Genomic DNA, 24,344 nt, shown 5'->3' on the forward strand with positions numbered 1-24,344 from the left:
ATGAGTGTTTACAGTATAACAAATAGATACGCAAAAGCATTATTAAGACAAGCCGAAGAATCGAATCAATTCGAAGTCGTTGGTAATGATATGTCGCTTATCTATGAAACTCTCGAAAAGTCAAAAGAATTGAGAGTTGCACTCGAAAGTCCTGTTATTAATGAAGAAAAAAAGAATATTATTCTTAAGGAAATTTTCGGCAGTCTTATTTGTAAAGAGACAGCTAATTTTTTGGAATTCCTTATTCGCAAAAATAGAGAAGATTTGTTGTTCGAAATTTCCAAACATTTTCTCGAAATGAAAGACGAAAAATTAAATATTGTTCATGCAACAGTTACTTCTGCAGTTGATCTTTCAGATTCTGAAAAGGATTTATTTAAAAATAAGCTCGAAGAATATTCAAACAAAAATGTGCTTTTAGATTTTAAAATAGATAGTAGAATAATTGGTGGTTTTGTGGTTAGAATGAAAGATAAAATGTTAGATGCATCAATTATTCATCAGCTAGATGTATTGAGAAAAAGATTGATCAAAGCTGATCAATCATTAGTTAATTAAAGGAAAATCTTAAGGGATATAAAATGGCAGCAGTTAAACCGGAAGAAGTTTCTTCAGTTTTAAGAAAACAACTATTAGGTTTTGATAGTGCAGTTGAAATTTATGACATAGGAACCGTACTTCAAGTTGGAGACGGTATTGCTCGCGTATATGGGCTCTCAGAAGTTATGTCAAGTGAGTTAGTTGAATTCCCTAATGGTGTTATGGGAATGGTTCTCAACCTTGAAGAAGACAGTGTTGGATGCGTACTTTTTGGCGAAAGCGATAAAATCAAAGAAGGTGATTCTGTTAAAAGAACAAAGCGTGTTGCATCTTTCCCTGTGGGCGAAGCTATGTTAGGACGTGTGGTCAATCCTTTAGGTGAACCTGTTGATGGAAAGGGAGAAGTTGCAACCGAAAAGTTTATGCCGATAGAAAGAAAAGCACTTGGTGTTGTTGCTCGTCAACCTGTTGTTGAACCCCTCCAAACTGGTATTACCGCAGTTGATGCAATGATCCCGATTGGACGTGGACAAAGAGAATTAATTATAGGTGATCGACAAACCGGGAAAACTGCCGTTGCTCTCGATACAATTATTAATCAAAAATATACACATTCAGAAGACGCTAAGTCCGTAGGCGTTAATCCGGTTTATTGTATTTATGTGGCAATCGGACAAAAGAGTTCTACTATAGCTCAAGTGGTATCGAAACTTGAACAAGAAGGTGCAATGGATTATACGACAATCATTTCGGCACCCGCTTCAGTTCCAGCTCCGCTGCAATATATCGCTCCTTATTCTGGCGCTACTTTAGGTGAATATTTTAGAGATAACGGTAAACATGCTTTGGTTATTTATGACGATTTATCAAAACAAGCGGTCGCTTATAGAGAACTTTCTTTGTTATTAAGAAGACCTCCCGGACGTGAAGCTTATCCTGGTGATGTATTCTATCTTCATTCAAGACTGCTCGAAAGAGCTTCAAAATTAAGTGATGAACTTGGTGGAGGAAGTTTAACAGCTCTTCCTATTATTGAAACTCAACAAGGTGACGTTTCTGCTTACATTCCAACAAACGTGATTTCTATTACTGATGGTCAAATTTATCTTGAACCAAACTTATTTAATGCCGGTGTAAGACCTGCTATTAACGTCGGTATCTCAGTATCACGTGTTGGTGGTAACGCTCAGATAAAAGCTATGAAAAAAGTTGCGGGTTCTCTAAAACTAGATCTAGCTCAATATCGTGAATTAGAAGCTTTCGCAAAATTTGGTTCTGATTTAGATAAAGCTACACAAAGAACATTAGCAAAAGGTGCTCGACTCGTTGAATTGTTGAAGCAAGGTCAATATCAACCGATTCCGGTTGAAAAACAAGTAGTAAGTGTTTTCGTAGGAACGAATAACTTCCTAGAAGATATTCCCGTTAAGGATGTGAAACGATATGAAAAAGAATTTCTTGAATATGTTGAACTAAAATATGCTGATGTATTGAAAGCCATCAGAGAAACAAAACAACTTAGTGATGAAATTGTAACAAAATTAAAACAAGCAGCTCAAGAGTTTGCTGGTAAATTTAAGAAAAGCGAATAGTAAAAGTTTTTATGGCTACATTACGCGACATAAAAAGTAGAATTAAGGGAGTCAAAAACACTCAGCAAATAACCAAAGCAATGAAAATGGTTGCTGCTGCGCGTTTACGTCGTGCTCAAGAAAATATCATAAATGCTCGCCCGTACTCGCGTAAAATAGCCGAAGTTCTCTCTAATTTAATAGCAATCGAAAAGGGTAGTGATAATCCACTTTTCCAAGAAAGAGAAGTTGAAAGTGTTGCGATTATAGTCGTTACCTCTGATAGAGGTTTATGCGGCGGATTCAACATGAATGCTATCAGAAAAGCTGAAGAGTTTATAAAAGAAAACTATTCTGAATTAAATAATGCAGATAAAGTTTCGCTCTATTGTGTCGGTAAAAAAGGTGTTGATCATTTTAAACGAAGAAATTATAAAGTTGCTGCTTCATATTCCGGTATTTTTTCAGATCTCAAATTTGAGTTTGCATCTGCGCTTACAACCGAGCTTACTGCAAAGTTTTTAAACAAAGAATACGATAAAGTATTTATTGTTTATAATGAGTTTAAATCTGTTATTCAACAAAATACAATTGCTAAACAGATTTTACCAATTGCTAAGTTTGAAGATAAATCTCAAGAAATTAACGATTCTAAACCTGTAGATTTTATTTATGAACCGGATAAACAATCGATAATAAATGCATTGTTGCCCAGACATTTAAAAGCGCAAGTGTGGACTTCATTGTTAGATTCGTATGCCGCTGAATTAGGTGCAAGAATGACAGCTATGGATATGGCAACAGAAAATGCTAAAGAACTTATTCGTACACTTAATATTCTTTATAATAAGGAACGACAAGCTGCAATTACAACTGAAATTTCTGAAATTGTATCCGGTGCTAATGCGCTTAGAGATGCTTAATATATTAAGATTTGAAAAGAATTGTTAATTTTGTATCTTTAACAGATTAGCCTATGTTTGATGATATAAGTCAAAAACTTGATAAAGCTTTAAAAAAAGTAACCGGTCAAGGTAGAATTACTGAAAATAATGTTTCTGATACTCTTCGTGAGATCAGACGTGTTCTTTTAGATGCTGATGTAAATTACAAAGTCGCTAAGCAATTGGTTGATGATGTAAAAGAAAAAGCAATGGGTAAAGAAGTTCTTGCTTCTGTTACTCCGGGTCAACTTATCACAAAAATATTTCATGATGAGTTAACTGAACTAATGGGCGGACGAAATCAAGAGATTCGTCTCAATCCATCCGGAGTTACGGTGATTCTGCTTGTGGGTTTGCAAGGTTCCGGTAAAACAACTTTTAGCGGTAAACTAGCAAAATATTTATCAAGCAAAAATCGAAAAGTAGTTTTAGCTGCCGCCGATATTTATAGGCCTGCAGCAATTGAGCAACTTAAGCAGCTAGGTACCAGTATTAATGTTCCTGTGTTTTCGATTGACGGAAGTAAAGATGCTGTTTTAATTGCGAGCGAAGCGGTACGATATGCGAAAGAGAATGATGCAAATACTGTAATCATCGATACAGCCGGAAGATTACATGTTGATGAAAAGTTGATGGATGAAGTTGCTGCAATTAAGGAAAAGGTAAAACCTTCTGAAACCTTATTTGTGGTTGACTCGATGACCGGTCAGGATGCGGTAAATTCCGCAAAAGCATTTCATGACCGTGTTGATTTTGACGGAATAGTTCTTACAAAAATTGATGGCGATTCGAGAGGCGGTTGTGCTCTTTCAATTAAATCTGTTGTCCAAAAACCGGTTAAATTTATTAGTCTCGGCGAAAAATTAGATTCAATTGAAAAATTTCATCCTGATCGCTTAGCTTCAAGAATTCTCGGTAAAGGTGATATTGTTTCTTTTGTTGAAAAAGCACAAGAAAATGTTGATCAGCAAGCAGCCGAAGATATTGAAAAGAAATTACTTTCGAATCAATTTGACTTTGAGGATTTCCTTAAGCAGATTAAAATGATAAAAAAAATGGGATCATTAAAATCTATATTGGGAATGATTCCTGGGATGAATAAATCGATACAAAATGCAGATGTTGATGATAAGCAAATTGTAAAAGTTGAATCGATTATTCAATCAATGACAAAGCAAGAAAGAAAAAATCCCAAAGTATTAAACGGAAGCCGCCGTAAAAGAATAGCTATTGGAAGTGGCAATTCAATTCAAGATGTTAATAGATTGCTAAAGCAATTTAAAGAAATGCAAAAAATGATGAAGATGTTCAGTTCCAAAGGCGGCAAAAAGATGCTTGGTAAATTTGGGAATATGAGTTTTAATTAATAAATGTAAATTATAATAGGAGTATTAAACTTGGCAGTTAAGTTAAGATTACGAAGAATGGGTAAGAAGCGACAACCAATTTATAAATTAGTTGCTGCAGATGTTCGTTCACCTAGAGACGGAAGATTCATTGAATCTATTGGTCTTTATAACCCTAAAACTGAACCGACGACTATTGAAATTAATGAAGAGAGAGCGTTATATTGGTTAGGTGTTGGTGCTCAACCTACTACAACAGTTAAAAATCTTTTATCCGGTGAAGGAATTCTCTTTAAAAGAGAGTTAATTAAGAAAGGATTATCAGAAGCTGATGTAGCAAAGGAAATGGAAGAGTGGCTAGGTAAGCGAGAAGCAAGAATAGCTGATTCTAGAAGTAAAGCTGAAAAGGCAAAAGCCGAAGCTGAGAAAGCTAAGGCTAAAGCTAAAGCAGATGAAGAAAAAGCAAAAGCAGAAGCTGAAGCAAAAGCGAAACAAGAAGCAGAAGCCGCAGCAGCTGCTGAAAACAAAGACGAAGTTGAACCGGCTCAAGCCGAAGAAGAGAAATCAGAAGATTCTAAAGAATAATTTTTCTCTTTGCCTTGCGGGGCAAAGACAACTTATTGTCTAATAATCTTAAGGTATTCCTATGAAGGAATTTATTGAATTCATCGCAAAGCATTTAGTTGACAGTCCGGATAACGTTTCTATTGAAGAAGCAACACCGGATGAAAAAACAATCGAATTGACTCTCAAAGTTGGTCAAGACGATGTTGGTAAGGTAATTGGCAAGCAAGGTAAGACTGCTCAAGCTATGCGAACTCTGCTTACTGCCATTGCTGCTAAAGATGGAAAAAGAGCAATACTAAAAATTCTTGATTAAACTTAAGTGGATTTGCAAGAATTTCTTTTTGTTGCCCAATTAAAATCTACAGTCAACAAAGATGGTTACCTGATCCTTAAGAATTATAGCGATTCTTCTGAAGTATTAGAGAACCAAAAAATTGTTTTTATCGATGTCTTTGGCGATAAAAGAAAATTTTTCGTCGAAGACTTTTATTTTTCGGGTGAACAACCCGTAATTAAGTTTAAGAATTTCGATTCTCGAGAAGATGTAAATTTTCTTGTAGGTAAAGATATTTTTGTTGAAAGCATTCATTTGCCCGATGTTAAGCCGGATGAATTTTTCATTCATGAGTATATCGGTGCGAAGATATTTAGATCATATGAGTTCTTTGGTATTCTGATTAATGTTGAAAGTTATCCGGGTAATGATGTTCTTGTTATTAGAGATCTTAACGGAAAGGAAATTTTAATACCTCTTGTTACGGATTTTATAGAACGAATTGATAAGGATAAAAAAGAAATTCATCTTAACCCGGGAATGGATCTTAACTATGATGAGATTTGATATCATATCTGCAGTGCCTGATTTATTGGTCAGTCCGATAAGTTATAGTATTATTAAACGAGCACAAGATAGAAATTTGGTTGAGATTCATATACACAATCTTCGAGATTATGCATACGATAAACATAAGCAGATTGATGATAAACCGTTCGGTGGCGGACCCGGAATGCTCCTCAAACCCGAACCGTTCTTTGAATGTATTGAAAAATTGAAAAGTGAGAGAGAATATAATCATATAATTTTTACTTCACCAAAAGGTAAAAAGTATTCTCAGAAAATCGCGAATCAACTATCACTTGCAAATAATATTTTGATTATCACAGGACATTATAAAGGGATTGATGATCGCGTAAGAGAAGTTTTTGCTACAGATGAATACTCAATTGGTGATTTTGTTCTAAGTGGTGGTGAATTACCGGCATTGGTAATCATTGATTCAGTTATCAGATTGATCCCCGGCGTTCTGAATGATAGTGAATCGGCATTAAATGATTCTCTAATGGATGGCGAAAGTGTTGAAGCACCTTATTTCACACGCCCGGCCGAATACAAAGGTTTGAAAGTTCCCGATGTATTGTTAAGCGGTAACTTTGCAAAAATAAATGAATGGAAAGAAGCACAGTCAAAATTTTTGACAGAAAAGTGGAAAAAAAATAATTCTTCGGAGTAGTTATGGATAAGATACAAGAAATACTAAAAGATCAGTTACGCACTGATTTACCGGAATTTAAAACCGGTGACAGAGTTCGTGTTCACGTTCGAGTTATTGAAGGTGATAAAGAAAGAATTCAACCGTTTGAAGGCGATGTTATAAGTATAAGAGGCGGAGCTTCAGACAAAACTTTTACAGTTAGAAAAATCTCAAGCGGTGTTGGTGTTGAAAGAATTTTCAATTACAACTCACCAAAGATTGCTAAAGTAGAAGTTGTGAAAGAAGGTAAAGTAAGAAGAGCTAAACTTTATTACTTGAGAAATCTTTCAGGTAAAGCTGCTAGAATTAAAGATAAGAATATTCAGTAGTTTTAAATTGTTTTTCTCAGCCGCTATATTTAGCGGCTTTTTTATTTTAAAGAATTAGGTGTAATTATGAAAATTATTATTCCGCAAAATATTTATGCGGCTTTTATTGCAATGTCACTTCCTGATGAGTTAAAGAAGAACATTGTAGTTAAACCTTCTGCTTTGATTTGTAATGAATTACAGAACGATGCTTCGGCAATCGGATTAATACCTTCACTCGATATTTTCAAACATAGAGAACTGTATATCTCTTCTAAGCTGGGATTATCATTTGATGGTGTGCTTTCAAATACTTATATATATTTTCAACCCGATCAGCTTGGATTTACAAATTTATTCTTACGTGGTGATGTTTCGACTAATGAAATTATTTTGAGCAAAATACTTTTCTCTGAAAGATATTCTCAAGATGTAAATATTGTTTTGGATACAGCCGAATTTGATCTTGATAACAATAATTATATAGTAGTTGGAAATGAAAATTTAGACTATAATCCAATCGATAAAGGAATGAGCTTCGCTGATCAAGTCGCGTCTTTAATTGATTATCCTTATGTTAATTTTATCTGGGCATCTAAATCAGAGGGAAACTTGTTGGAGCTTCAGCAATCACTTCCCGAACTCGATAAAAAAATTGAGGACAATATTGAGAAATATTTATCTAAGATAGATATCCAAGATAATTTGTACGACTCAATTGTTGCTGAGTTGAACTCAGTTTATTTTGAAATGACTGAAAACGAAAAAGAAGCTCTTGTTGAATTGATTAAACTACCATTTTATAGCGGTATTTTTGACGAAATAATTGAATTGAAGTTTGTATAAAAAAAATCCCGCAACTATTAATTTGCGGGATTTTACAAAATGATTCGGCTTCTAAATTGCTGTATGAGAAACAGTTAATACATTAGGATTATTTCTTATTGCCGCGAGCATTTCATCTGTAGCTGATAATTTTAATTTCATCGTACAACAAGCTACTATTCCGCCGTCAAATATAATATTTTCAACTTCCTCGATATTTATTTCACCTTGTCTAAGCACATCCATAATTGATGCGAGCACACCGGGTTTATCATAATGTTTAACGACTAATTGATAATGCGCGTCAGTTATTTTAGCTCTGTTAACCCAGTGATCGATAACACCACTATTAATAAAGTCCAATATAATCTGAATTGCTTCTTCGGCAACGGCATTTTGTGCTTGATCAGTCGATGCACCAATATGATGTGTAACATAAATTCCATCCACATCTTGAAGATTTGATTTAACTTCGCCGGATTTTTGTTCCGGTTCGTCCATGAAAACATCTAAACCAGCACGTATTCCTTTTTCTTTAACAGCTTTTATTAACGCATCTTCATCAACAACACCGGGTCTTGAAGTATTGATAAAATATGCACCATTTTTCATATAAGAAAACATCTTGTCATTAAACAAACCCTTTGTATTAGGTGTTAATGGTAGATGGAGAGAAACAACATCTGCAATTGGTAGTACTTGATCAAATTCTGAGAAATCTTTGTATTCAACTCCTTCAATTCTGGAAATATCCTTGCCGTAAACATTCATACCAAATGCTTTTGCTCGAATTGCAACCTCACGTCCGATATTTCCTAATCCTACAATCGCTATTGTTTTTCCGTATAAACCGTTAGCTTTTGAGTAAGCAGCTTTGTTCCATTTACCTGCTCTAAAATCCGAAACATTATCGGGAATTTGTCTATCTAGAGAAATAATTAATCCCATTGCTAACTCTGCAACAGCAATAGCGTTTTTACCGGGACAGTTAGCAACATAAACACCTTTTTTGTTTGCGGCAGCAACGTTTATATTATTATAACCGGCGCCTGCTCTAATAATAAGATTTAACTTTTTTGATTTCTCTATTGTTTCTGCATTTACTACAGTAGATCTGACTACAATTATATCAACATCTTCTGCTGCTTTTGGTAAATCATTTTCTCCGAGTTTTGGTTCATAAATAACTTCGAGGTCATGATCACGAAGTTTCTGAACATATTGCTCGGGTAATTTGTCGGCAATCAATACTTTCATTTTTTCACTCATTTCATCCTCACGTTTGAATTTGATATTACTTCATCATCGGAATTTTTACACCGAATTTTTTTGCATTATTTATTGCTCTATCATATCCGGCATCGGAATGACGAATTATTCCCATACCCGGATCATAAGTTAAAACTCTCTCTAATCTTTTTTCAGCTTCTTTTGTTCCGTCGGCAACGATTACCATTCCGGCATGGATCGATTTTCCGATTCCAACACCGCCACCATGATGAATCGAAACCCAACTTGCACCACCAATAGCATTCATCAATGCATTTAGAATTGGCCAATCAGCAATTGCATCGCTCCCGTCTTTCATTGCTTCGGTTTCTCTATAAGGTGAAGCTACCGAACCGCAATCCAAATGGTCCCTTCCGATTACAATCGGGGCTTTCACTTTTCCGGATGCAACTAAATCATTAAATATTTTACCCATCTTTGCTCGATCGCCATATCCCAGCCAACAGATGCGAGTTGGTAATCCCTGAAAGTGAACTTTCTTTTGTGCCATTTTAATCCAACGGATTAATGCCTCGTCTTCAGGAAAAGTTTCCATCACTGCTTTATCGGTTTCAAATATATCATCTGGATCACCGGATAAGGCAGCCCATCTAAACGGACCTTTTCCGTCGCAGAAGAGTGGGCGAATATATTCAGGTACAAATCCGGGTATGTCGAAAGCATTTATAACTCCGTTTTCTTTTGCCTCACCACGGATGTTATTCCCATAATCAAATGTAATTGCACCTTTCTTCTGGAAATTTAACATAGCTTTTACGTGCGCTACAATTGTTGCTCTAGATTTCTGAATATATTGTTCGGGATCAGATTTTCTTAATTGAAGTGCTTCTTCAAAACTCATTCCCATTGGAACATAACCACTTAACACATCATGAGCTGATGTTTGATCGGTTAAGATATCGGGGATAATTCCTTTTTCTAAAATTGCCGGTAAAACTTCACCAGCATTACCGACAAGTCCAACAGATAACGCTTGTCTGTTCTTCTTTGCATCTAAAACTAGTTTTAATGCTTCCGATAAATCATAATTTATCTTATCAATGTAACCGGTCTCTAATCTTTTTTGGATTCGTTTTTCATCAACGTCTATACCCAAGAAAGCCGCACCATTCATAGTTGCTGCGAGCGGTTGAGCACCGCCCATTCCGCCAAGTCCGGCGGTTAAAACAAATTTACCTTCAAGAGTTCCGCCAAAATGTTGATTAGCGCATTCGGAAAATGTCTCATAAGTTCCCTGAAGAATTCCTTGTGTGCCGATGTAAATCCAGCTTCCTGCGGTCATTTGTCCGTACATTGTTAAACCAAGATTTTCCAGACGTCTGAATTCGTTCCAATTTGCCCAATCGGGGACTAGCATTGAATTTGAAATTATAACTCTTGGTGCATCGATGTGAGTTTTAAAAATTCCAACCGGTTTGCCGGATTGAACTAAAAGAGTCTCATCGTTTTCTAATTTTTTAAGTGATTCAATAATTGCATTGTATGATTCCCAATTTCTTGCTGCTTTACCTGAACCACCATATACAATTAATTCTTCGGGTTTTTCTGCGTTATCAGGATCAAGATTATTCATTAACATTCTCATCGCGGCTTCTTGAATCCAGCCTTTGCATGATAAATCTGTTCCTCTTGGAGATCTGATTTCTTTTTTCTCTGAATCCATTTTAATCACTAAAGTGTATTAATAAAATATTTTTATACTGTTTCAGCATTGATTTTAACAGCCACTTTTTTAGAAACCAACTTTTGTCTACTTGTTTCTCTAAATTTTTTACATTCTCTTTTAGGTTGACTGAAAGTCTTGTTGATTCGTCTTTGGTAAGTTTTGTTTCTTCATTACCTTCTTGTAGTTTTTCTAAAAGAGATTGAAAAACCTTTATTTCACGATAAAACTTTTCGTCCGAAGAGAGTTGGTTTAAAACTTGTTTACAAAAAGTGGTAAGTATTTTCCTTTCGTTTGAATCAAACGAATAACTGTAATTCTTGAAAAGTTTCTTTGCCATAATTATTCTTTCAAAGACAGAAGCTTTTCTCTTATACTTTGATAACCGGGTTTAATAACATCGTAGATATATTTCAGCCTTTCATCATAAGGTATAAAGGCAGATTTCATCGCGTTTATATTTAGCTTTTCGATGTCGTCCAAACTAATATCAAACATTTCGGTTGCTGTAAGATATTCTTTTGTAAGAGTTGTATCGCTCATTAACCTATCATCAGTATTAAGAAAAACTCTGAATTTCTGTTTAAATAGTTTTATAAATGGGTGATTTTCTAATTTATCGACTGCACCTGTATGAACATTACTCAATAAGCAAATTTCAATCGGAAGTCTTGTATCTAAAACATATTGAGCCAATTCACCAAGAGCAATTACGTTACCGTCTTTATCAAAGCTTATATCTTCGGTTAATCTAGTTCCGTGTCCGATTCGGTGGGCACCACAAAATTGAATTGCCTGCCAGATAGATTCTTTACCAAATGCTTCCCCAGCATGAATTGTTATGTGAAAATTTGCTCTTTGAATAAATTGAAATGCATCTACATGTTTTTTTGGCGGATACCCACCTTCTTCGCCTGCTAAGTCAAATCCAACAACCCCTTTATTCCGAAAATTAACTGCTAGTTCTGCGATCTCCAAAGTATTTTTCATATTGCGCATACCGCATAGAATTAAACCGAACCCTACTCCGAATTTTTCTTTCCCTTCATTCAATCCCTCAAGAACGGCATCAATAACATCGTCATAATGCAAACCTTTTTCGGTATGAAAAACCGGAGCAAAACGAGTTTCGATATAACAAACTCCGTCTTTTGACATGTCCTCCATCATTTCAAATGCAATTCGTTTTAACGAATCCTTAGTTTGCATCAATGCTATTGTGTGTTCAAATCCTTGCAGATACTCAACAAGATTACCTTTATTTGCTCCTCGGTGAAACCAATCAGCCAATTCACCCGGATCTGAGGTAGGCAACCTTTTATATTTATATTCTTTGGCTAATTCAACAATAGTTTCAGGCCTTAATCCACCATCAAGATGGTCATGAAGTTGAACTTTTGGGGCTAATTTTATTATTTCTTCTGTTTTCATATTTATTTTCCTCTTTCTCAAAAATATCCTTTTAGTGTCCGAAAATCAATTTATAACGGTCAAAATCGGTTTTTATTATGGATCTTGAAATATGATAAAATTGAAAAAAACATCACCATTTCTGAAGATTGTATCAAACAATATGCTGTTAATTGGATTAATTAATCTTGATTATCGGGTCTCAAATTGGTAATTTTCTCGACAGATTAAACTAAAATTCTTATAAAAGGGAGAAATAATGAAACGTGTTATTGTAATAATAAGTTTATTGGCGATGATATTTGGAATAACTGCTTTCCAATGTGCATCGACTGAAATCACGAGCGCCCGTTTGTATATGCAGCAAGATAATAATGAAAAGGCGAAAGAAGCTTTGATGAGAGAGATCCAAGCAAACCCAAAAAGTGATGAGGGTTATTATCTGTTAGGATACTTATATGGCGAAGAAGGTGATTATGCTAAGATGACCGAGTATTTCGGAAAATCTATTGAAATCAGTAATAAATTTGCTAAAGAAATTCAGGACAGTAGAAATTATCACTGGGCTGATAACTTTAATAAAGGTGTTGCATTCTTTAACCGTGCAGCTCAAACCAATAATGAAGATTCTACACAAATGTTTTTTGATAAATCGATTGAGAGATTTGAAAACGCAATATTAGTTCAACCTGATTCAACAGATACTTATAAAAATCTTACCTTTGCTTATATCAATGCCGGTAGAATTGACGAAGCTGTTGAACCGTTGAAAAATCTAATCGCTAAAGAAGGTTCCGCGGAATCTTACACAATGCTTGGAGAGATTTATATTACACAAGGACAAAATTTGAAATCAGCATTTCAGACTTCTGGTGATGCTGCTGATAGTATCAAGGCTAATCAAAAGTTTGAAGAAGCTGTTAGTGTGCTTGAAAAAGGCCATGATAAATACCCAAACAACGGTGAAATTCTTCTTTTCTTATCAAATGCGTATATCAATGCAAATAAATTAGATATAGCAATGAATGCCTTTAAAGAAGGTGTTGCCCAAGATCCTAACAATAAATATTATAGATATAACTATGGTGTTTTATTATTAGAAGCGAATGATTTTGACGGTGCCGAAGATCATTTCCTAAAAGCCATTGAACTTGATCCGGATTATTCAAACGCAATTTACAATTTAGCGGCTACTTATGTTAAATGGGGAACACAGTTAAGGGATAAAGCTGAAGCAGATGGTGTTGAAGATGATTCATTTAAAGAAAAATTCAACTTAGCTCTTCCTCATTTAGAAAAGTATTTGGAACTTAATCCTGATGATGCACAAATTTGGGAACTACTCGGTCGTGTTTATGCAAATTTAGGTATGACCGAAAAATCAATGGAAGCCTTTGATATGGCTGACAAGAAAAGATAATTAATTAGAAATTTATTATATATACCCACATATCTGATTAGGTGTGTGGGTTTTTTATTGGAGGAAATATGAGTCAACAAAATGATCCGAAATCACAACAGTTAAAAATTGAATTGGGTGAAAAAGAAGCAGAAGGTATTTATTCAAATCTTGCAATAATTACTCATTCACCTGCAGAGTTTGTAATTGATTTTACTAGGGTTGTTCCAGGCGTTCCAAAAGCAAAAGTGCTTTCAAGAATTATTACAACTCCACAACATGCTAAAATGCTTCTGAAAGCTTTACAAGATAATATAGGTAAGTTTGAAAATAGGTTTGGCGAAATAAAGTTAGAAGGTCAGCCAGGTCATCAGTTTGGTTTTACGAATGTCGATAAAGATAGTACAATAAATTAATTGTAGATGTGTTCTCCTATTTGCTATTATTGTATAATTAATTGTAGTCTTTTTATAACCAATTAATTATTTTGAGAAAGCTTCAGTTTTTGATCTGAAACACAATTTAGTAATTTGAGATTACTTTATTTTCCGGTACAAAACCGAACATAAAAAGGCAGGGCACACATGAAAAAAATTATACTATTTATTCTGCTGGTAGGATTTTATTTACCGATACATTCACAGTCTTACCAAGTAGATTTGCAAGTCGCATCGTTTTCCGAAATGGATTTTGCCCCATTCATTTTCTCAAATGATTTATCCGGTGCTCCGAGAATATTTTCAATTTCAATTTTGCCTGAACAAGGTAATGTGAAAATTAGAGGAGAGTTGTTTTGGAAACAAAATCCCAATTCTTCTTATGAATGGTTATTGACTTTTAGAACTAGAGTATTTCCCGCCCGTTCATTTTTTAATACTGATTTGGGGACATCCATACCTTTAGGCAGGGGACAAAGTGATGGAGATCTAATAGAAGAAAATAGAAAAAGAAACAAACCAACCGGCGAATATAGATTAGACATTTATTTGTTGGATGAGAATGATAACCAACTAGCCACCGATACTGAATATTATGAATTCAGCAATCCGGCACAAACTCTTTCTTTAAATTCACCATTACCTGGTGCCACTGAAAACATCGGTGGTGTGTTAGCTCAATGGACTGAACTAGAAGGTGTTCAATATTATCAAGTATTGGCAAATGTCCGAAGTGAAAACACTCAATCGTTAGAAGAAGCACTAACTTCAGGTGATCCATTAATAAACAATGTACAAGTCGGGTTAGTGACAAGTATTGATCTGAGAACTATTCTTACCAGAGAATGGCTGCCCGGACAAGAAATTGTAGTTCAAGTTTCTGCTTTACCCGTTGGTGGTTCTAATGCGGATATAATTAGAAGCAATATTGTTAATTTCTTCCTGGATGATCCTTCCAATCCTTTTAAAAATCAAGCATCAAATAATTTTAGACAGATGCTTCAAACAATCACTGATGGTCTTGGTAGTGATCTTTTGAATAGATTACTAAGTGGGGATGTATTAATCTCGGAAATTTCTTGGGAAGATACGGGACTACCTATGACTCAAGAAGAAATACAAGCGCTGTTGGATTACTTAAGACAACATCCCGAAAATTTAATCAATATTGAACAAGATTAGAGAAGGTGATTACAATGAAAAAATTAAAATATATTTTATTCCTCGCAACTTTATTTTCGATGAATCTCTATGCTCTATTGCCACCGTCAGTAGGTGTATTGACAAAGGTGATCCAAACTGTTGATTACAAATCCGGCGAAGCCGGTGATTGGGATCCGGCAAAGCTTGGCGGAATACTTTATGACGGAGATGAATTACGCACCGGTGATCGATCTCTTGCTTTATTAAAATTTCTTGATAATTCTCTTTTAAGAGTTCGTGAAAATTCTATCGTTACCATTTATGGCACTAAAGAAGATTCAAAGCTCAGCAAGAATACTTTTATTCAACAAGGTAAAGTTGGGTTTGATATTACTGAACAAGAAGATCAAGAATTTAAGTTCACCACTCCAACTGGCGTTGCTTCTATTAGAGGGACAAAAGGATTTTTTGATGTGCCATTAGATGGTTCAATGATTCTATTTGTTAAAGAAGGTTTGGTGGAAATTGAATCTTTGCTTGGTTCGAAAGCTACCGGTTCTGTTGGGGGCGGACAACTTGCAAAGATTACACCCGATGGTGAATTATCAATTGTTCAAGCAGATGATAAAACAAACAAAGAATTCGATGCAGTTGAAAAGGATAGCACAAAACGTATCAGAATTAAATTGGATAATGGAGATGAATACATTCTCGAATATCTTGAATAAACTAAATGGCTAATAATATTTTGAGGTTGCTATGACCAGCAGGCAATCAGTTACTAAAAATTTTTTGATATTGTTTTTCTTATTTATCTCGGTCCATTTTTCACAACCAAGCAATTTAATATCGCGTGTTGAAGTGGGAGATGTTATTGCCAATCAACCGATTGAGTTAAAAGCAGAACTATTTTCAACGGCTGAAATTAGTTCAATATTTATTGCTTTTAAAAATTTTGGTGAAACGGAATTCACTCGAAGAGAGATGGAAATTCGCGGAACTGCAGCTTATGTTGTAATTCCAGCAGAATTCGTTACACCTCCTTCAATAGAATATTATATTCTAATTTCTCTTAGTACGGGAGAACTTTTCACATATCCTGTTGGAAGTCCGGAGCAAATTCCACCGGAAAGAATCACAGTTCAACAACAAGTTGAACAAAAGGGTGATGTATTGATTTTAAGTCCGGCTGAAGGAGAAAATGTAATCACTGATGAATTGCTGATTACTTTGTCCTTCATAAATGCGTCATCAGACGTAGATGTAAATGCAACAAAAATTTATCTAAACGGAGTTGAAGTAAATCAATACGCTCTATTTGCAGAGGACTTAATAATCTTTAGCGGGGCAAACTATCCGGAGAAAATTTCTGAACAAAGTCAGTTCTTGAAAATTGAGATATATGATAATCAAGATAATTTAAAGAGTACAACAGCGAGAAGTTTTAATACTATCTCAAGAAGTTATGCTGCAGCTATTGAAAATCAATTTAAGTATAATGTCACCTTAAAAGGTGAATCAAGAGGTGAAACTTATAACGAGGAAACAACTTGGTATAACAATCTAGATGCACGCTTTAAAGCAAATTATAGCGGCTGGGAATTTGATGCGAAAGTTTATGCAACTTCAGAAGAAAAAAGTTACAGACAACCTCAAAATAGATATTCTGCTAAAGTTAGTACCGATTGGTTGAATCTATCATTTGGTGATAGCTATCCGATTTACCCCGAATTAATTTTAAGCGGTAAACGTGTTCGCGGTGTTGATGCCGGAATTAATCTTGGTTTTTTTAGTTTACAAGCGAGTTATGGACAGATTACTAAAAGCATCGAAGGTGCATTGCTTGAAACATTTTCGGCCGATCAGGTTGTATTTGGCAGTGATATCATTGCAATTGATGAAGCAAAATATGGTCAACCTTACGGAAGGGTAGCATTAGGTGAATTTAACAGAGATCTCTTAGCAATCCGACCTTCATTCAGAGCTGGTGAAACTTTTGAACTTGGGTTTACATTATTAAAAAGTGGTGATGATAAATCATCAATTGAGTTTGGTGCACGCCCTCAAGAAAACTTGGTCGTTGGAACTGATTTGAATTTACGTTTCGACAATCGCAGAATATTGATCAAAGGTGAAGCGGCAATGAGCTTTCTGAACTCAGATATAACCACAGGAACATTATCTGATGCACAGATCGATAGCGTTTTCGGAGGTGGTGGAATAATTGATATTGATCCGGATTTAGTAAAGAAATTTAAATCATTCTTTGGCGGTTTCATGGATATTAATCAATTTTTTGGTCCATGGAATCCTGAGGAATTGGCGTCTTTAGCAACATCAGCTTCACTTGGACTCAATTACTTTAATAACAATTTTACGGCAAGATATATCTATAGAGGTAATGATTATAATTCATTCGGTCAATCTTATCTTCGAACCGACGTTGCCGGGTTCAATTTTGTTGATCGAATTAGAATGATAGATAACAAAGTTTTCCTCTCTCTAGGTTATGAAAGATTGCAGGATAACTTGCAAGACACGAAGATAGCAACTACAACATTTAATACAATTAATACTTCTGTCTCGGTGTATGCAGGCGATGGAATTCCAAATATCACCGTTGGTTACACGAGATATGATAATAAAAACGATTTAAGTGTTACAGATACAACTTACTATTCCTCAGCAGTTGAAGATGCAACAAATAAAATCTATGCTCAATTAACTCATGACTTTTTATTAGAAATTCCGCATAGGGCATCATTATATCTTTCAACTTCAAATAGAGTTGACAATTCTTTGCGCAATAATGACGCTAGCAACTTTTCAATTTCATTTAATTTGAATAGTGAATGGAATAAAATGTTCAGCAGTCATGTCGGGGCAACATACTATACAAGTGAATCCTCAGCATTGCCATATGATTATTCAACCATATTCTTAGGCGGAAGTGTATATCTGCTCCAAGAAAAGCTTGATATCTCGGCCACTTTTAGTCCAAGTTTTGGTGATTTTGAAAGACAGGCTTTTGATTTGTTGGGAAACTATAAAGTAATTGACAATTTTATACTTTCACTTCAAGTTAGATTCTATCGAATTCCGGATATTGGCACAAATTCTATTGTTGGGATGATAGCAAGATATAGCTTTTAATAGATGAAAAAATTCATTTCTAAAGCTGCCCTCACAAAAATGTGGGCAGCTATACTTACCACAATATTAGTATTCGTTATAAGCCAGGATTTAATATTCCCATTATCTCCCCTCCAGCAATTAGAACAAAAATTTATAGATTATAGATTCCAAGAGAGAGGAGAAATACCATTCAAAGATTCTGCTGATGTAATTATTCTTGAGATTACACAGGACTCATATGATCAGATACCTTCGCCTTATAATTCATGGCCTTGGCCAAGGACTTATTTTTCTAAAGTGATTGAAAACTTAAATGAAGCGGGTGTTGCAGCTATAGGAATTGATATTGTTATGTCAAACAAAGATCAGTTTTCGGATGAGAATGATCGTGCACTTTTCGAAACAATAAAAAATTATAAAAATGTTGTCGTTGCGGGAAAGATTGATATTGAATCTGAAGCAGCTTTTGCAAACTTGAGTGAACAGTTCATTGTTCGAAATTTCAAAGAAAATTATTCAAGCTTATTTTACGATGCGGATAGTTCAGTCGGTATTGTACAAGCCGTTTCGGATAATGATGGAGTGTACAGAAGGTATGCTCCGTACATTTATTCTGCGGTCAACAATAAGAAGGTACCATCCTTTGCTTATGCTTTGTTAAATAAATATTTCAATAAAAGTTCAAATTACACCGCAGAAAAATCATCCGGAAAATTTATTTATGAGAATGTTGAGATTCCTGAGTTTGAGGAATCAACTATACTTGTTAACTATTATGGTTCGAACGGAAAATTTCCCAGAGTTAAATTTATTGATGTACTTGACGACAGTGAATTTACTACAATCGATGAAGCTGATTTTGAAACCGAACTTAATACTTGGGATGATCCGGACTATGGACTAAAGTTCTCCAATAAGTTCAAAAATAAAATTGTATTAATCGGTTCAACCATGCCGGAAGATAAAGATCTTGTTCCCGTTTCATTTTCTCCCGGTGAAAGGGAAGGCGATAATCTTTTATACGGTGTTGAATATCATGCTAATGCAGTTCAAAATTTTCTGGATAACAATTTCCTTTACACACTTCCAAAATCTCTGGTAATATTTTCTTTAATTATTTTAACAATGGGATTTTTTCTCTTAACTTCATCACTTAAAAGAATCAAGTCAAAAAAAGTGTTTTATATCGAAGCGGGTATTATCGTTTTCGTTTTAATGCTTCTGTTTTTATTGTTTCAACTCGCTTTCATATTATTTGATTCACAAAACCTTATCATCCCTATTGTTGACCCGGCTATAGCAATTTTATTTGGTTATATAGGAAGTACCGCATTTGAATTTTTTGCCGAACGTAAAAAAAGTTCAATGATGAAAAGCATGTTCAGCCAATATGTTTCAACGCACTTGGTTAATGAATTAATTGCTAATCCGGATAAACTAAGGTTGGGCGGTGAAAAGAAAAATTTAACAATTCTGTTTTCTGATATTGCCGGGTTCACTTCTTTCTCGGAAGGGAAATCAGCAGAAGAAGTTGTTACATTCATTAATCAATTCTTGGATGAGATGAGTGAGTCGGTATTGAATTTTAACGGAACTCTCGATAAGTATTTAGGTGATTCTGTTATGGCTTTTTGGGGTGCACCAATCGAGATTAAAGATCATGCTTTGCTGGCATGTAAATGTGCCCTTGATATGAAAAAACGACTGGAAGTTTTGAATGACAAATGGAATTCCGGCAACACTCCAATTAAAATGAGAATCGGGATCAATTCGGGTGATGTAGTTGTCGGGAATATTGGCGGAAAGAAAAGATTTGATTACACAGTAATGGGAGATAATGTAAATCTTGCATCAAGATTAGAAGGGGCAAACAAACAATACGGAACTTCTATTATGATTAATGAATCTACCTATGAAAATATTAAAGATGATTTTTTTATGAGAAGAGTAGATTGCATAAAAGTAAAAGGTAAACAAAATGCTGTTAATGTTTATGAAATCATCAGCGAGAAATCAGATTCGAACAATCACTTTGAAAGTTATGAGAAAGGATTAGAAGAGTACAAAAAAGGTAATTTTAAGGAAGCTTTAAAATTATTTAATGAACAAATCAGCAAAAACTATGATTGTGTCTCAGAAGTATATATCAAAAGATGTGAATATTATATTGCGAATCCGCCTTTAGATTGGGAAGGGGTTACAACTCTAACAGAGAAGTAATTATTTATTGGCTCGGAAAATATAGTATAATGCCGCAGCTAAGAATAAAAAATTTGCGAACCAAGCAGTTAAGAACGGATCCAGCACACCATTTTTACCGAAAGCTTCAACAATTTTAAGAAATACAAGATAAACGAAGGTAATAAGTATGCTTACTCCGAACTGAATCGCCAAACCTCCGCGCCTCTTATTCACCGAAAAAGGAAGTCCAAATAAAACAACAACAAAACTTGTAAAAGCAAACGCAATTCTTGAATGGTACTCAATTAATATCCTTGTCGGGTCATTGCCTGCCCGTTTAAGGTTTTTAGCAAATTCATCTAATTGATCTAAAGTCATTTCAACTGGTTTACGCTGCTTCATAATAACATCGTTAGGTTGGAAGTTTAGATAATTCAGAGGATAAGAAGCAAAAGTTTCGAATGTTTCCGATGAATCACTAAAAGTTCGTCTAAGTCCATTTAAGAGAAGCCAACTTGAGGAAGATGAATCAAATCTCATTTTATCAACATCAAATCGCTCTTTCATCTGTGTAATGTTTGTATCACTAAATTCTTGAATACTGACTCTATTGGCAACATCATCGCTAACGTCATAATAGGAAATTGTAACAATTCTAGTTTCACTATCTTGAAAGAAAATATTATTTCCGGTAGTTATCAAATCCTTCTTCATATATTTCTGTTCGATAAATACCTTATGTGTATTTGCCATCGGAACAACATAGCCGCCAAAATATATTGCAAATAAACTTATAATAAGTGCTGTTAGAAGAAATGGCATCATATACCGGTACAGACTAACACCTGCAGTTTTAATTGCAGTAAGTTCATTTAGCGTTTCCATTTTTCCTACAGTAAATAAGGCGGCGAGTAATACAGCAACAGGCAACATCAATCTTAGTATTTCCGGTATAAATACAATATAATATTGAACGATGATATCACTAGAAACGTTCTGATCAATGAAGTCATCTAAATTCTCCATCATATCGATAATTACAAAGACTAACAAAAATGCGAGTAATCCAAAGAGTATAGTTTGAATAAATTGTTTGGTGATATATTTATCAATCTTAGTTATCATTATTTTCTTTAACAGATCTGAATTGTTTGGGAATTAATTTGTTCAAAAAATCAAATGATAACGTTACACGTTCTTTAGCGGCTTTAGTCAGAAGATAAATTGCAAGAATTCCGAGTACAACATTTGCTGTCCACATTCCCCAAAATGGAGAGAACATACCTCTATCAGCAAATTTTTCTCCTCCTATCAAAAATGTCCAATAGATTAAAAAGAAGAAAAGAGAAATGCCTGCCGCAATACCAAATCCACCTTTGCGAGTCATTGTACCGAGGGGTGCACCCAGAATAACAAAAATTATACAAGCAATTGGCAATGAAAATTTTTTGTGAACTTCAACCCAAATTCGGTTTATACTTTTTTTGTTTGCTTCAATTCTATAAACACTTGCGCGCATATTATTTTCTGCATTCTTAATTACATCCTCAACTTTATTAAAATTGATTTTCGATTTTTGTTGCCGGACTGTTTTCAGTTGTTTTAAAGCGATACTGTCTGCAATAAAGATATTGCCGAGTTTTTGCGAATAATCAACAAGGTATTCTTTTCTAAGAATACTTATACTATCAATTATTGCTATTAACTCTGAAGTTCCCAATTCTCTATCTCCCTTTGGACCTCCGGGAGCAGATTGCTGAAAAGTAAACTGTTCTGCAGGTAATGCAATTTTGTGTTTCTCAAATTTTAGTATTCTATATTTTGACCTATCGCCTAATTCAGATTCATGAATTTCGCCATTCTTTAAATCGAGTATCAATTTTGTTTGGTTTGAAGAAAAATAAATTCTCCCTTCCTCTGCGGTTACAATATTAGTTTTTGCAGGAATGGAATTATCATAAATTGTAAGGTCGATCAGCTTGTTTTCGTCGCGTTCAATTTCTCGTGCAAGAATAGAATAGTTCGGTACCTCGTGTGAAAAAACTCCCGGTACTAATGAGAATGTAGGCTTCTTCCTTGAAATGTCCTGCATTAAGACTTTTGCGGCATGATTCGCTTCCGGATAAACATAATTATTGAAAAGCATCAATAAAATTGCAATTACAATTGATGCTAAAATCGGAGTAACCATCATTCTGTATAAACTTACTCCCGATGCTTTAAGAATTGCTATTTCATTATTCTGAGCCAAATTACCGAATGCCATTAAGGTAGAAATTAGAACAGCCATCGGAACAACAAGCACAAGCATCCATGCAAGATTAAATGCAATTAACTTAACAATAATAAAAATATCTAGTCCTTTACCAACTAGTCTATCGGCAAACTTCATTAAAAATTGCAGCAGAAAAACCGACATTAAAACAAAGGTTGAAAATAGAAAAGGAACCGCGTGATTTTTTAGTATGTATTTATCTATTATCATGAATAATTACTTAGTTTGGACAAATTTACGAAAGATTAATGACTCTTTATAAATTTTTATTAATTCAAAAGTTGCCTTGAATGGGTAGCATTATAAATGTAAATTATACTACTAAATTTAAGTTAGTTTTTATAATATCCCCCTCGTATCAAAGGGCAAAAATTACACTTCATTTAATGAAAGAATGGGAGTATCAGTGGAAAAAGTTATTAATTATATTAAAGCCAATTCGGAAAATTATATTAATGAATTAAAAGATTATTTAAGAATTCCAAGTATTAGTACTTCATCTAAGCATAAACAGGATATGATAAAATGTGCAAAGTTTGTATCCGGTCAATTGAAATCAGCCGGTATGAAAAAAATACAAATAATTCCTACAGAAGGACATCCTTTAGTCTACGGTGAATTGATTCATGATAAATCTCTTCCGACAGTTTTGGTTTATGGCCATTATGATGTCCAACCTGTTGACCCCTTGAATTTATGGAAAAGCCCGCCGTTTGATCCACAAATTAAATCCGGAAAGATTTGGGCGCGTGGAGCAAATGATAATAAAGGACAAAATTTTGTTCATATAAAAAGTGTGGAAGCTTTTAAGAAGACAGGAACTAAATTGCCGGTTAACGTAAAATATTTAATTGAAGGCGAAGAAGAAATTGGAAGTGAAAACCTTCATAAATTTTTGAAACAAAACAAAAAACTGTTGAAATGTGATGCCGTTATGATCTCGGATACTTCTCTGTATATGCCGGGTGTCCCTACAATTAATTACGGTTTGCGCGGTTTATGTTATATGGAAATTGAAGTCACCGGACCAAACAGAGATCTTCATTCAGGTTCTTTTGGTGGTGCCGTTGCAAACCCAATTAATGTTTTAGCTGAGATTATTGCAAAGCTCAAAGATAAAAATGGAAAAATAACTATCCCGAACTTTTACAAGAATGTTCAAAAGCTGACACCGCTTGAAAGAAAAAATTATAAGAAACTTAATTTTTCCGATGCGAACTTTGCAAAAGAATTGGATGTTAAAGAACTATGGGGTGAAAAAGGATATAGTACATTAGAAAGATTATCGGGCAGACCAACTTTGGATTGCAACGGAATTTGGGGCGGTTATACTGAGGAGGGGGCTAAAACTGTTCTTCCTTCAAAAGCTACGGCAAAAATTAGTATGAGATTAGTCCCCGATCAAGATCCCAAAACAATAGCAAATGAGTTTACAAAATATATTAAGCAAATAGCTCCGAAAACTGTTAAGGTAAAAGTAAAAGCTCTGCATGGAGGCTTACCAATAGTTGTCTCTCTTGATTCGGCAGCAATAAAAGCAGCAGCTAAAGCAGCTTCAAAGGCTTTTGGTAAATCAACGGTTTATACACGTGAAGGTGGTTCAATACCGATTGTAGTTGAGTTTGCTAGACAATTAAATGTTCCGACGGTACTTATGGGCTTAGGTCTCGATACTGATAATATTCATTCTCCGAATGAGCATTTTAGTTTGGATAGTTTTAAAAAGGGTATATTAGCTTCAGCATACTTTCTGGATGAATTTGCAAAAAATAATTAAC

Annotated in this window: 22 protein-coding genes and 1 pseudogene; 17 read left to right on the forward strand and 6 right to left on the reverse strand. The window is 34.6% G+C overall.

Annotated elements, in window-relative coordinates:
* From atpH to QY331_04670, 10 genes and pseudogenes are all read left to right on the forward strand, one after another.
* Positions 1-558: an ATP synthase F1 subunit delta gene (gene atpH / locus QY331_04625; protein ID WKZ70538.1), complete on the forward strand. Its 558-nt coding sequence runs from the start codon at positions 1-3 to the stop codon at positions 556-558.
* A 23-nt stretch (positions 559-581) separates the two neighbouring features.
* On the forward strand, positions 582-2,132 hold the full coding sequence (atpA, locus tag QY331_04630; GenBank protein ID WKZ70539.1) for a F0F1 ATP synthase subunit alpha: 1,551 nt from the start codon (positions 582-584) through the stop codon (positions 2,130-2,132).
* Between the two features lie 11 nt (positions 2,133-2,143).
* Positions 2,144-3,034, forward strand: coding sequence for an ATP synthase F1 subunit gamma (atpG, locus tag QY331_04635; GenBank protein ID WKZ70540.1), 891 nt, complete (start codon positions 2,144-2,146; stop codon positions 3,032-3,034).
* 53 nt (positions 3,035-3,087) lie between these two features.
* Positions 3,088-4,422, forward strand: coding sequence for a signal recognition particle protein (ffh, locus tag QY331_04640; protein ID WKZ70541.1), 1,335 nt, complete (start codon positions 3,088-3,090; stop codon positions 4,420-4,422).
* A 30-nt stretch (positions 4,423-4,452) separates the two neighbouring features.
* Positions 4,453-4,692 (forward strand): annotated as a pseudogene (gene rpsP, locus QY331_04645) (30S ribosomal protein S16).
* Positions 4,693-5,047: 355 nt separating this feature from the next.
* A complete protein-coding gene (locus QY331_04650) occupies positions 5,048-5,281 on the forward strand; it encodes a KH domain-containing protein (protein WKZ70542.1) in 234 nt (77 codons plus the stop codon).
* Between the two features lie 12 nt (positions 5,282-5,293).
* Positions 5,294-5,809, forward strand: a complete 516-nt coding sequence (gene rimM, locus QY331_04655; protein ID WKZ70543.1) for a ribosome maturation factor RimM — start codon at positions 5,294-5,296, stop codon at positions 5,807-5,809.
* Complete coding sequence (gene trmD / locus QY331_04660) at positions 5,796-6,479, forward strand: tRNA (guanosine(37)-N1)-methyltransferase TrmD (protein WKZ70544.1); 684 nt, start codon at positions 5,796-5,798, stop codon at positions 6,477-6,479. Before rimM ends, trmD begins: the two co-directional genes overlap by 14 nt.
* A gap of 2 nt (positions 6,480-6,481) precedes the next feature.
* Complete coding sequence (gene rplS / locus QY331_04665) at positions 6,482-6,829, forward strand: 50S ribosomal protein L19 (protein WKZ70545.1); 348 nt, start codon at positions 6,482-6,484, stop codon at positions 6,827-6,829.
* A gap of 66 nt (positions 6,830-6,895) precedes the next feature.
* A complete protein-coding gene (locus QY331_04670; protein WKZ70546.1) occupies positions 6,896-7,654 on the forward strand; it encodes a hypothetical protein in 759 nt (252 codons plus the stop codon).
* Positions 7,655-7,705: 51 nt separating this feature from the next.
* On the opposite strand, the gene QY331_04675 is transcribed toward QY331_04670, so the two are convergent.
* Genes QY331_04675 through QY331_04690 form a run of 4 tightly spaced genes read right to left on the reverse strand, consistent with a single transcriptional unit; the run spans position 7,706 to position 12,017 of the window.
* Entirely contained in the window at positions 7,706-8,902 is a 1,197-nt protein-coding gene (locus tag QY331_04675) for a phosphoglycerate dehydrogenase (protein WKZ70547.1), read from the reverse strand.
* Between the two features lie 25 nt (positions 8,903-8,927).
* Positions 8,928-10,586: a urocanate hydratase gene (gene hutU / locus QY331_04680; protein ID WKZ70548.1), complete on the reverse strand. Its 1,659-nt coding sequence runs from the start codon at positions 10,584-10,586 to the stop codon at positions 8,928-8,930.
* 1 nt (position 10,587) lies between these two features.
* Entirely contained in the window at positions 10,588-10,926 is a 339-nt protein-coding gene (locus QY331_04685) for a hypothetical protein (GenBank protein WKZ70549.1), read from the reverse strand.
* Between the two features lie 2 nt (positions 10,927-10,928).
* Positions 10,929-12,017 carry an adenosine deaminase gene (locus tag QY331_04690; GenBank protein WKZ70550.1) on the reverse strand — a complete coding sequence of 363 codons (1,089 nt, stop codon included), beginning with the start codon at positions 12,015-12,017 and terminating at the stop codon, positions 10,929-10,931.
* A 238-nt stretch (positions 12,018-12,255) separates the two neighbouring features.
* Here QY331_04690 and QY331_04695 point away from each other — a divergent pair, with 238 nt between their 5' ends.
* The 6 genes from QY331_04695 (at position 12,256) to QY331_04720 (ending at position 20,330) form a co-directional block, all read left to right on the forward strand.
* Entirely contained in the window at positions 12,256-13,416 is a 1,161-nt protein-coding gene (locus QY331_04695) for a tetratricopeptide repeat protein (GenBank protein WKZ70551.1), read from the forward strand.
* 68 nt (positions 13,417-13,484) lie between these two features.
* Positions 13,485-13,811 carry a DUF3467 domain-containing protein gene (locus QY331_04700; GenBank protein WKZ70552.1) on the forward strand — a complete coding sequence of 109 codons (327 nt, stop codon included), beginning with the start codon at positions 13,485-13,487 and terminating at the stop codon, positions 13,809-13,811.
* Positions 13,812-13,979: 168 nt separating this feature from the next.
* Positions 13,980-15,014, forward strand: a complete 1,035-nt coding sequence (locus QY331_04705) for a hypothetical protein (protein ID WKZ70553.1) — start codon at positions 13,980-13,982, stop codon at positions 15,012-15,014.
* A 14-nt stretch (positions 15,015-15,028) separates the two neighbouring features.
* Positions 15,029-15,703 (forward strand): FecR family protein, encoded by a 675-nt coding sequence (locus QY331_04710; protein WKZ70554.1) that lies wholly within the window; start codon positions 15,029-15,031, stop codon positions 15,701-15,703.
* A 31-nt stretch (positions 15,704-15,734) separates the two neighbouring features.
* On the forward strand, positions 15,735-18,128 hold the full coding sequence (locus tag QY331_04715) for a hypothetical protein (GenBank protein ID WKZ70555.1): 2,394 nt from the start codon (positions 15,735-15,737) through the stop codon (positions 18,126-18,128).
* Positions 18,129-18,131: 3 nt separating this feature from the next.
* On the forward strand, positions 18,132-20,330 hold the full coding sequence (locus tag QY331_04720; GenBank protein WKZ70556.1) for an adenylate/guanylate cyclase domain-containing protein: 2,199 nt from the start codon (positions 18,132-18,134) through the stop codon (positions 20,328-20,330).
* Here the strand turns inward: QY331_04720 and QY331_04725 are convergent, their stop codons facing one another.
* Both QY331_04725 and QY331_04730 read right to left on the reverse strand, forming a co-directional pair.
* Positions 20,331-21,416: an LptF/LptG family permease gene (locus tag QY331_04725; protein ID WKZ70557.1), complete on the reverse strand. Its 1,086-nt coding sequence runs from the start codon at positions 21,414-21,416 to the stop codon at positions 20,331-20,333.
* Entirely contained in the window at positions 21,406-22,776 is a 1,371-nt protein-coding gene (locus QY331_04730; protein WKZ70558.1) for an LptF/LptG family permease, read from the reverse strand. The genes QY331_04725 and QY331_04730 overlap by 11 nt, the downstream gene beginning before the upstream one ends.
* Before the next feature lie 196 nt (positions 22,777-22,972).
* Between QY331_04730 and QY331_04735 the strand changes: the two genes are divergently transcribed.
* Positions 22,973-24,343, forward strand: coding sequence for a dipeptidase (locus QY331_04735; protein ID WKZ70559.1), 1,371 nt, complete (start codon positions 22,973-22,975; stop codon positions 24,341-24,343).
* The last annotated feature ends 1 nt before the right edge of the window (position 24,344 follow it).

This window comes from Melioribacteraceae bacterium (assembly GCA_030584085.1).
Classification (GTDB): Bacteria; Bacteroidota; Ignavibacteria; order Ignavibacteriales; family Melioribacteraceae; genus SURF-28.

Coding starts and splice junctions, on each gene's coding strand:
- QY331_04730 (WKZ70558.1), bottom strand. CDS start 22,776: ATGATAATAGATAAATACATACTAAAAAATCACGCGGTTCCTTTTCTA.
- rplS (WKZ70545.1), top strand. CDS start 6,482: ATGGATAAGATACAAGAAATACTAAAAGATCAGTTACGCACTGATTTA.
- trmD (WKZ70544.1), top strand. CDS start 5,796: ATGATGAGATTTGATATCATATCTGCAGTGCCTGATTTATTGGTCAGT.
- QY331_04700 (WKZ70552.1), top strand. CDS start 13,485: ATGAGTCAACAAAATGATCCGAAATCACAACAGTTAAAAATTGAATTG.
- QY331_04705 (WKZ70553.1), top strand. CDS start 13,980: ATGAAAAAAATTATACTATTTATTCTGCTGGTAGGATTTTATTTACCG.
- QY331_04725 (WKZ70557.1), bottom strand. CDS start 21,416: ATGATAACTAAGATTGATAAATATATCACCAAACAATTTATTCAAACT.
- QY331_04690 (WKZ70550.1), bottom strand. CDS start 12,017: ATGAAAACAGAAGAAATAATAAAATTAGCCCCAAAAGTTCAACTTCAT.
- QY331_04695 (WKZ70551.1), top strand. CDS start 12,256: ATGAAACGTGTTATTGTAATAATAAGTTTATTGGCGATGATATTTGGA.
- QY331_04715 (WKZ70555.1), top strand. CDS start 15,735: ATGACCAGCAGGCAATCAGTTACTAAAAATTTTTTGATATTGTTTTTC.
- atpH (WKZ70538.1), top strand. CDS start 1: ATGAGTGTTTACAGTATAACAAATAGATACGCAAAAGCATTATTAAGA.
- QY331_04675 (WKZ70547.1), bottom strand. CDS start 8,902: ATGAGTGAAAAAATGAAAGTATTGATTGCCGACAAATTACCCGAGCAA.
- QY331_04685 (WKZ70549.1), bottom strand. CDS start 10,926: ATGGCAAAGAAACTTTTCAAGAATTACAGTTATTCGTTTGATTCAAAC.
- QY331_04720 (WKZ70556.1), top strand. CDS start 18,132: ATGAAAAAATTCATTTCTAAAGCTGCCCTCACAAAAATGTGGGCAGCT.
- hutU (WKZ70548.1), bottom strand. CDS start 10,586: ATGGATTCAGAGAAAAAAGAAATCAGATCTCCAAGAGGAACAGATTTA.
- atpA (WKZ70539.1), top strand. CDS start 582: ATGGCAGCAGTTAAACCGGAAGAAGTTTCTTCAGTTTTAAGAAAACAA.
- ffh (WKZ70541.1), top strand. CDS start 3,088: ATGTTTGATGATATAAGTCAAAAACTTGATAAAGCTTTAAAAAAAGTA.
- QY331_04670 (WKZ70546.1), top strand. CDS start 6,896: ATGAAAATTATTATTCCGCAAAATATTTATGCGGCTTTTATTGCAATG.
- QY331_04650 (WKZ70542.1), top strand. CDS start 5,048: ATGAAGGAATTTATTGAATTCATCGCAAAGCATTTAGTTGACAGTCCG.
- QY331_04710 (WKZ70554.1), top strand. CDS start 15,029: ATGAAAAAATTAAAATATATTTTATTCCTCGCAACTTTATTTTCGATG.
- atpG (WKZ70540.1), top strand. CDS start 2,144: ATGGCTACATTACGCGACATAAAAAGTAGAATTAAGGGAGTCAAAAAC.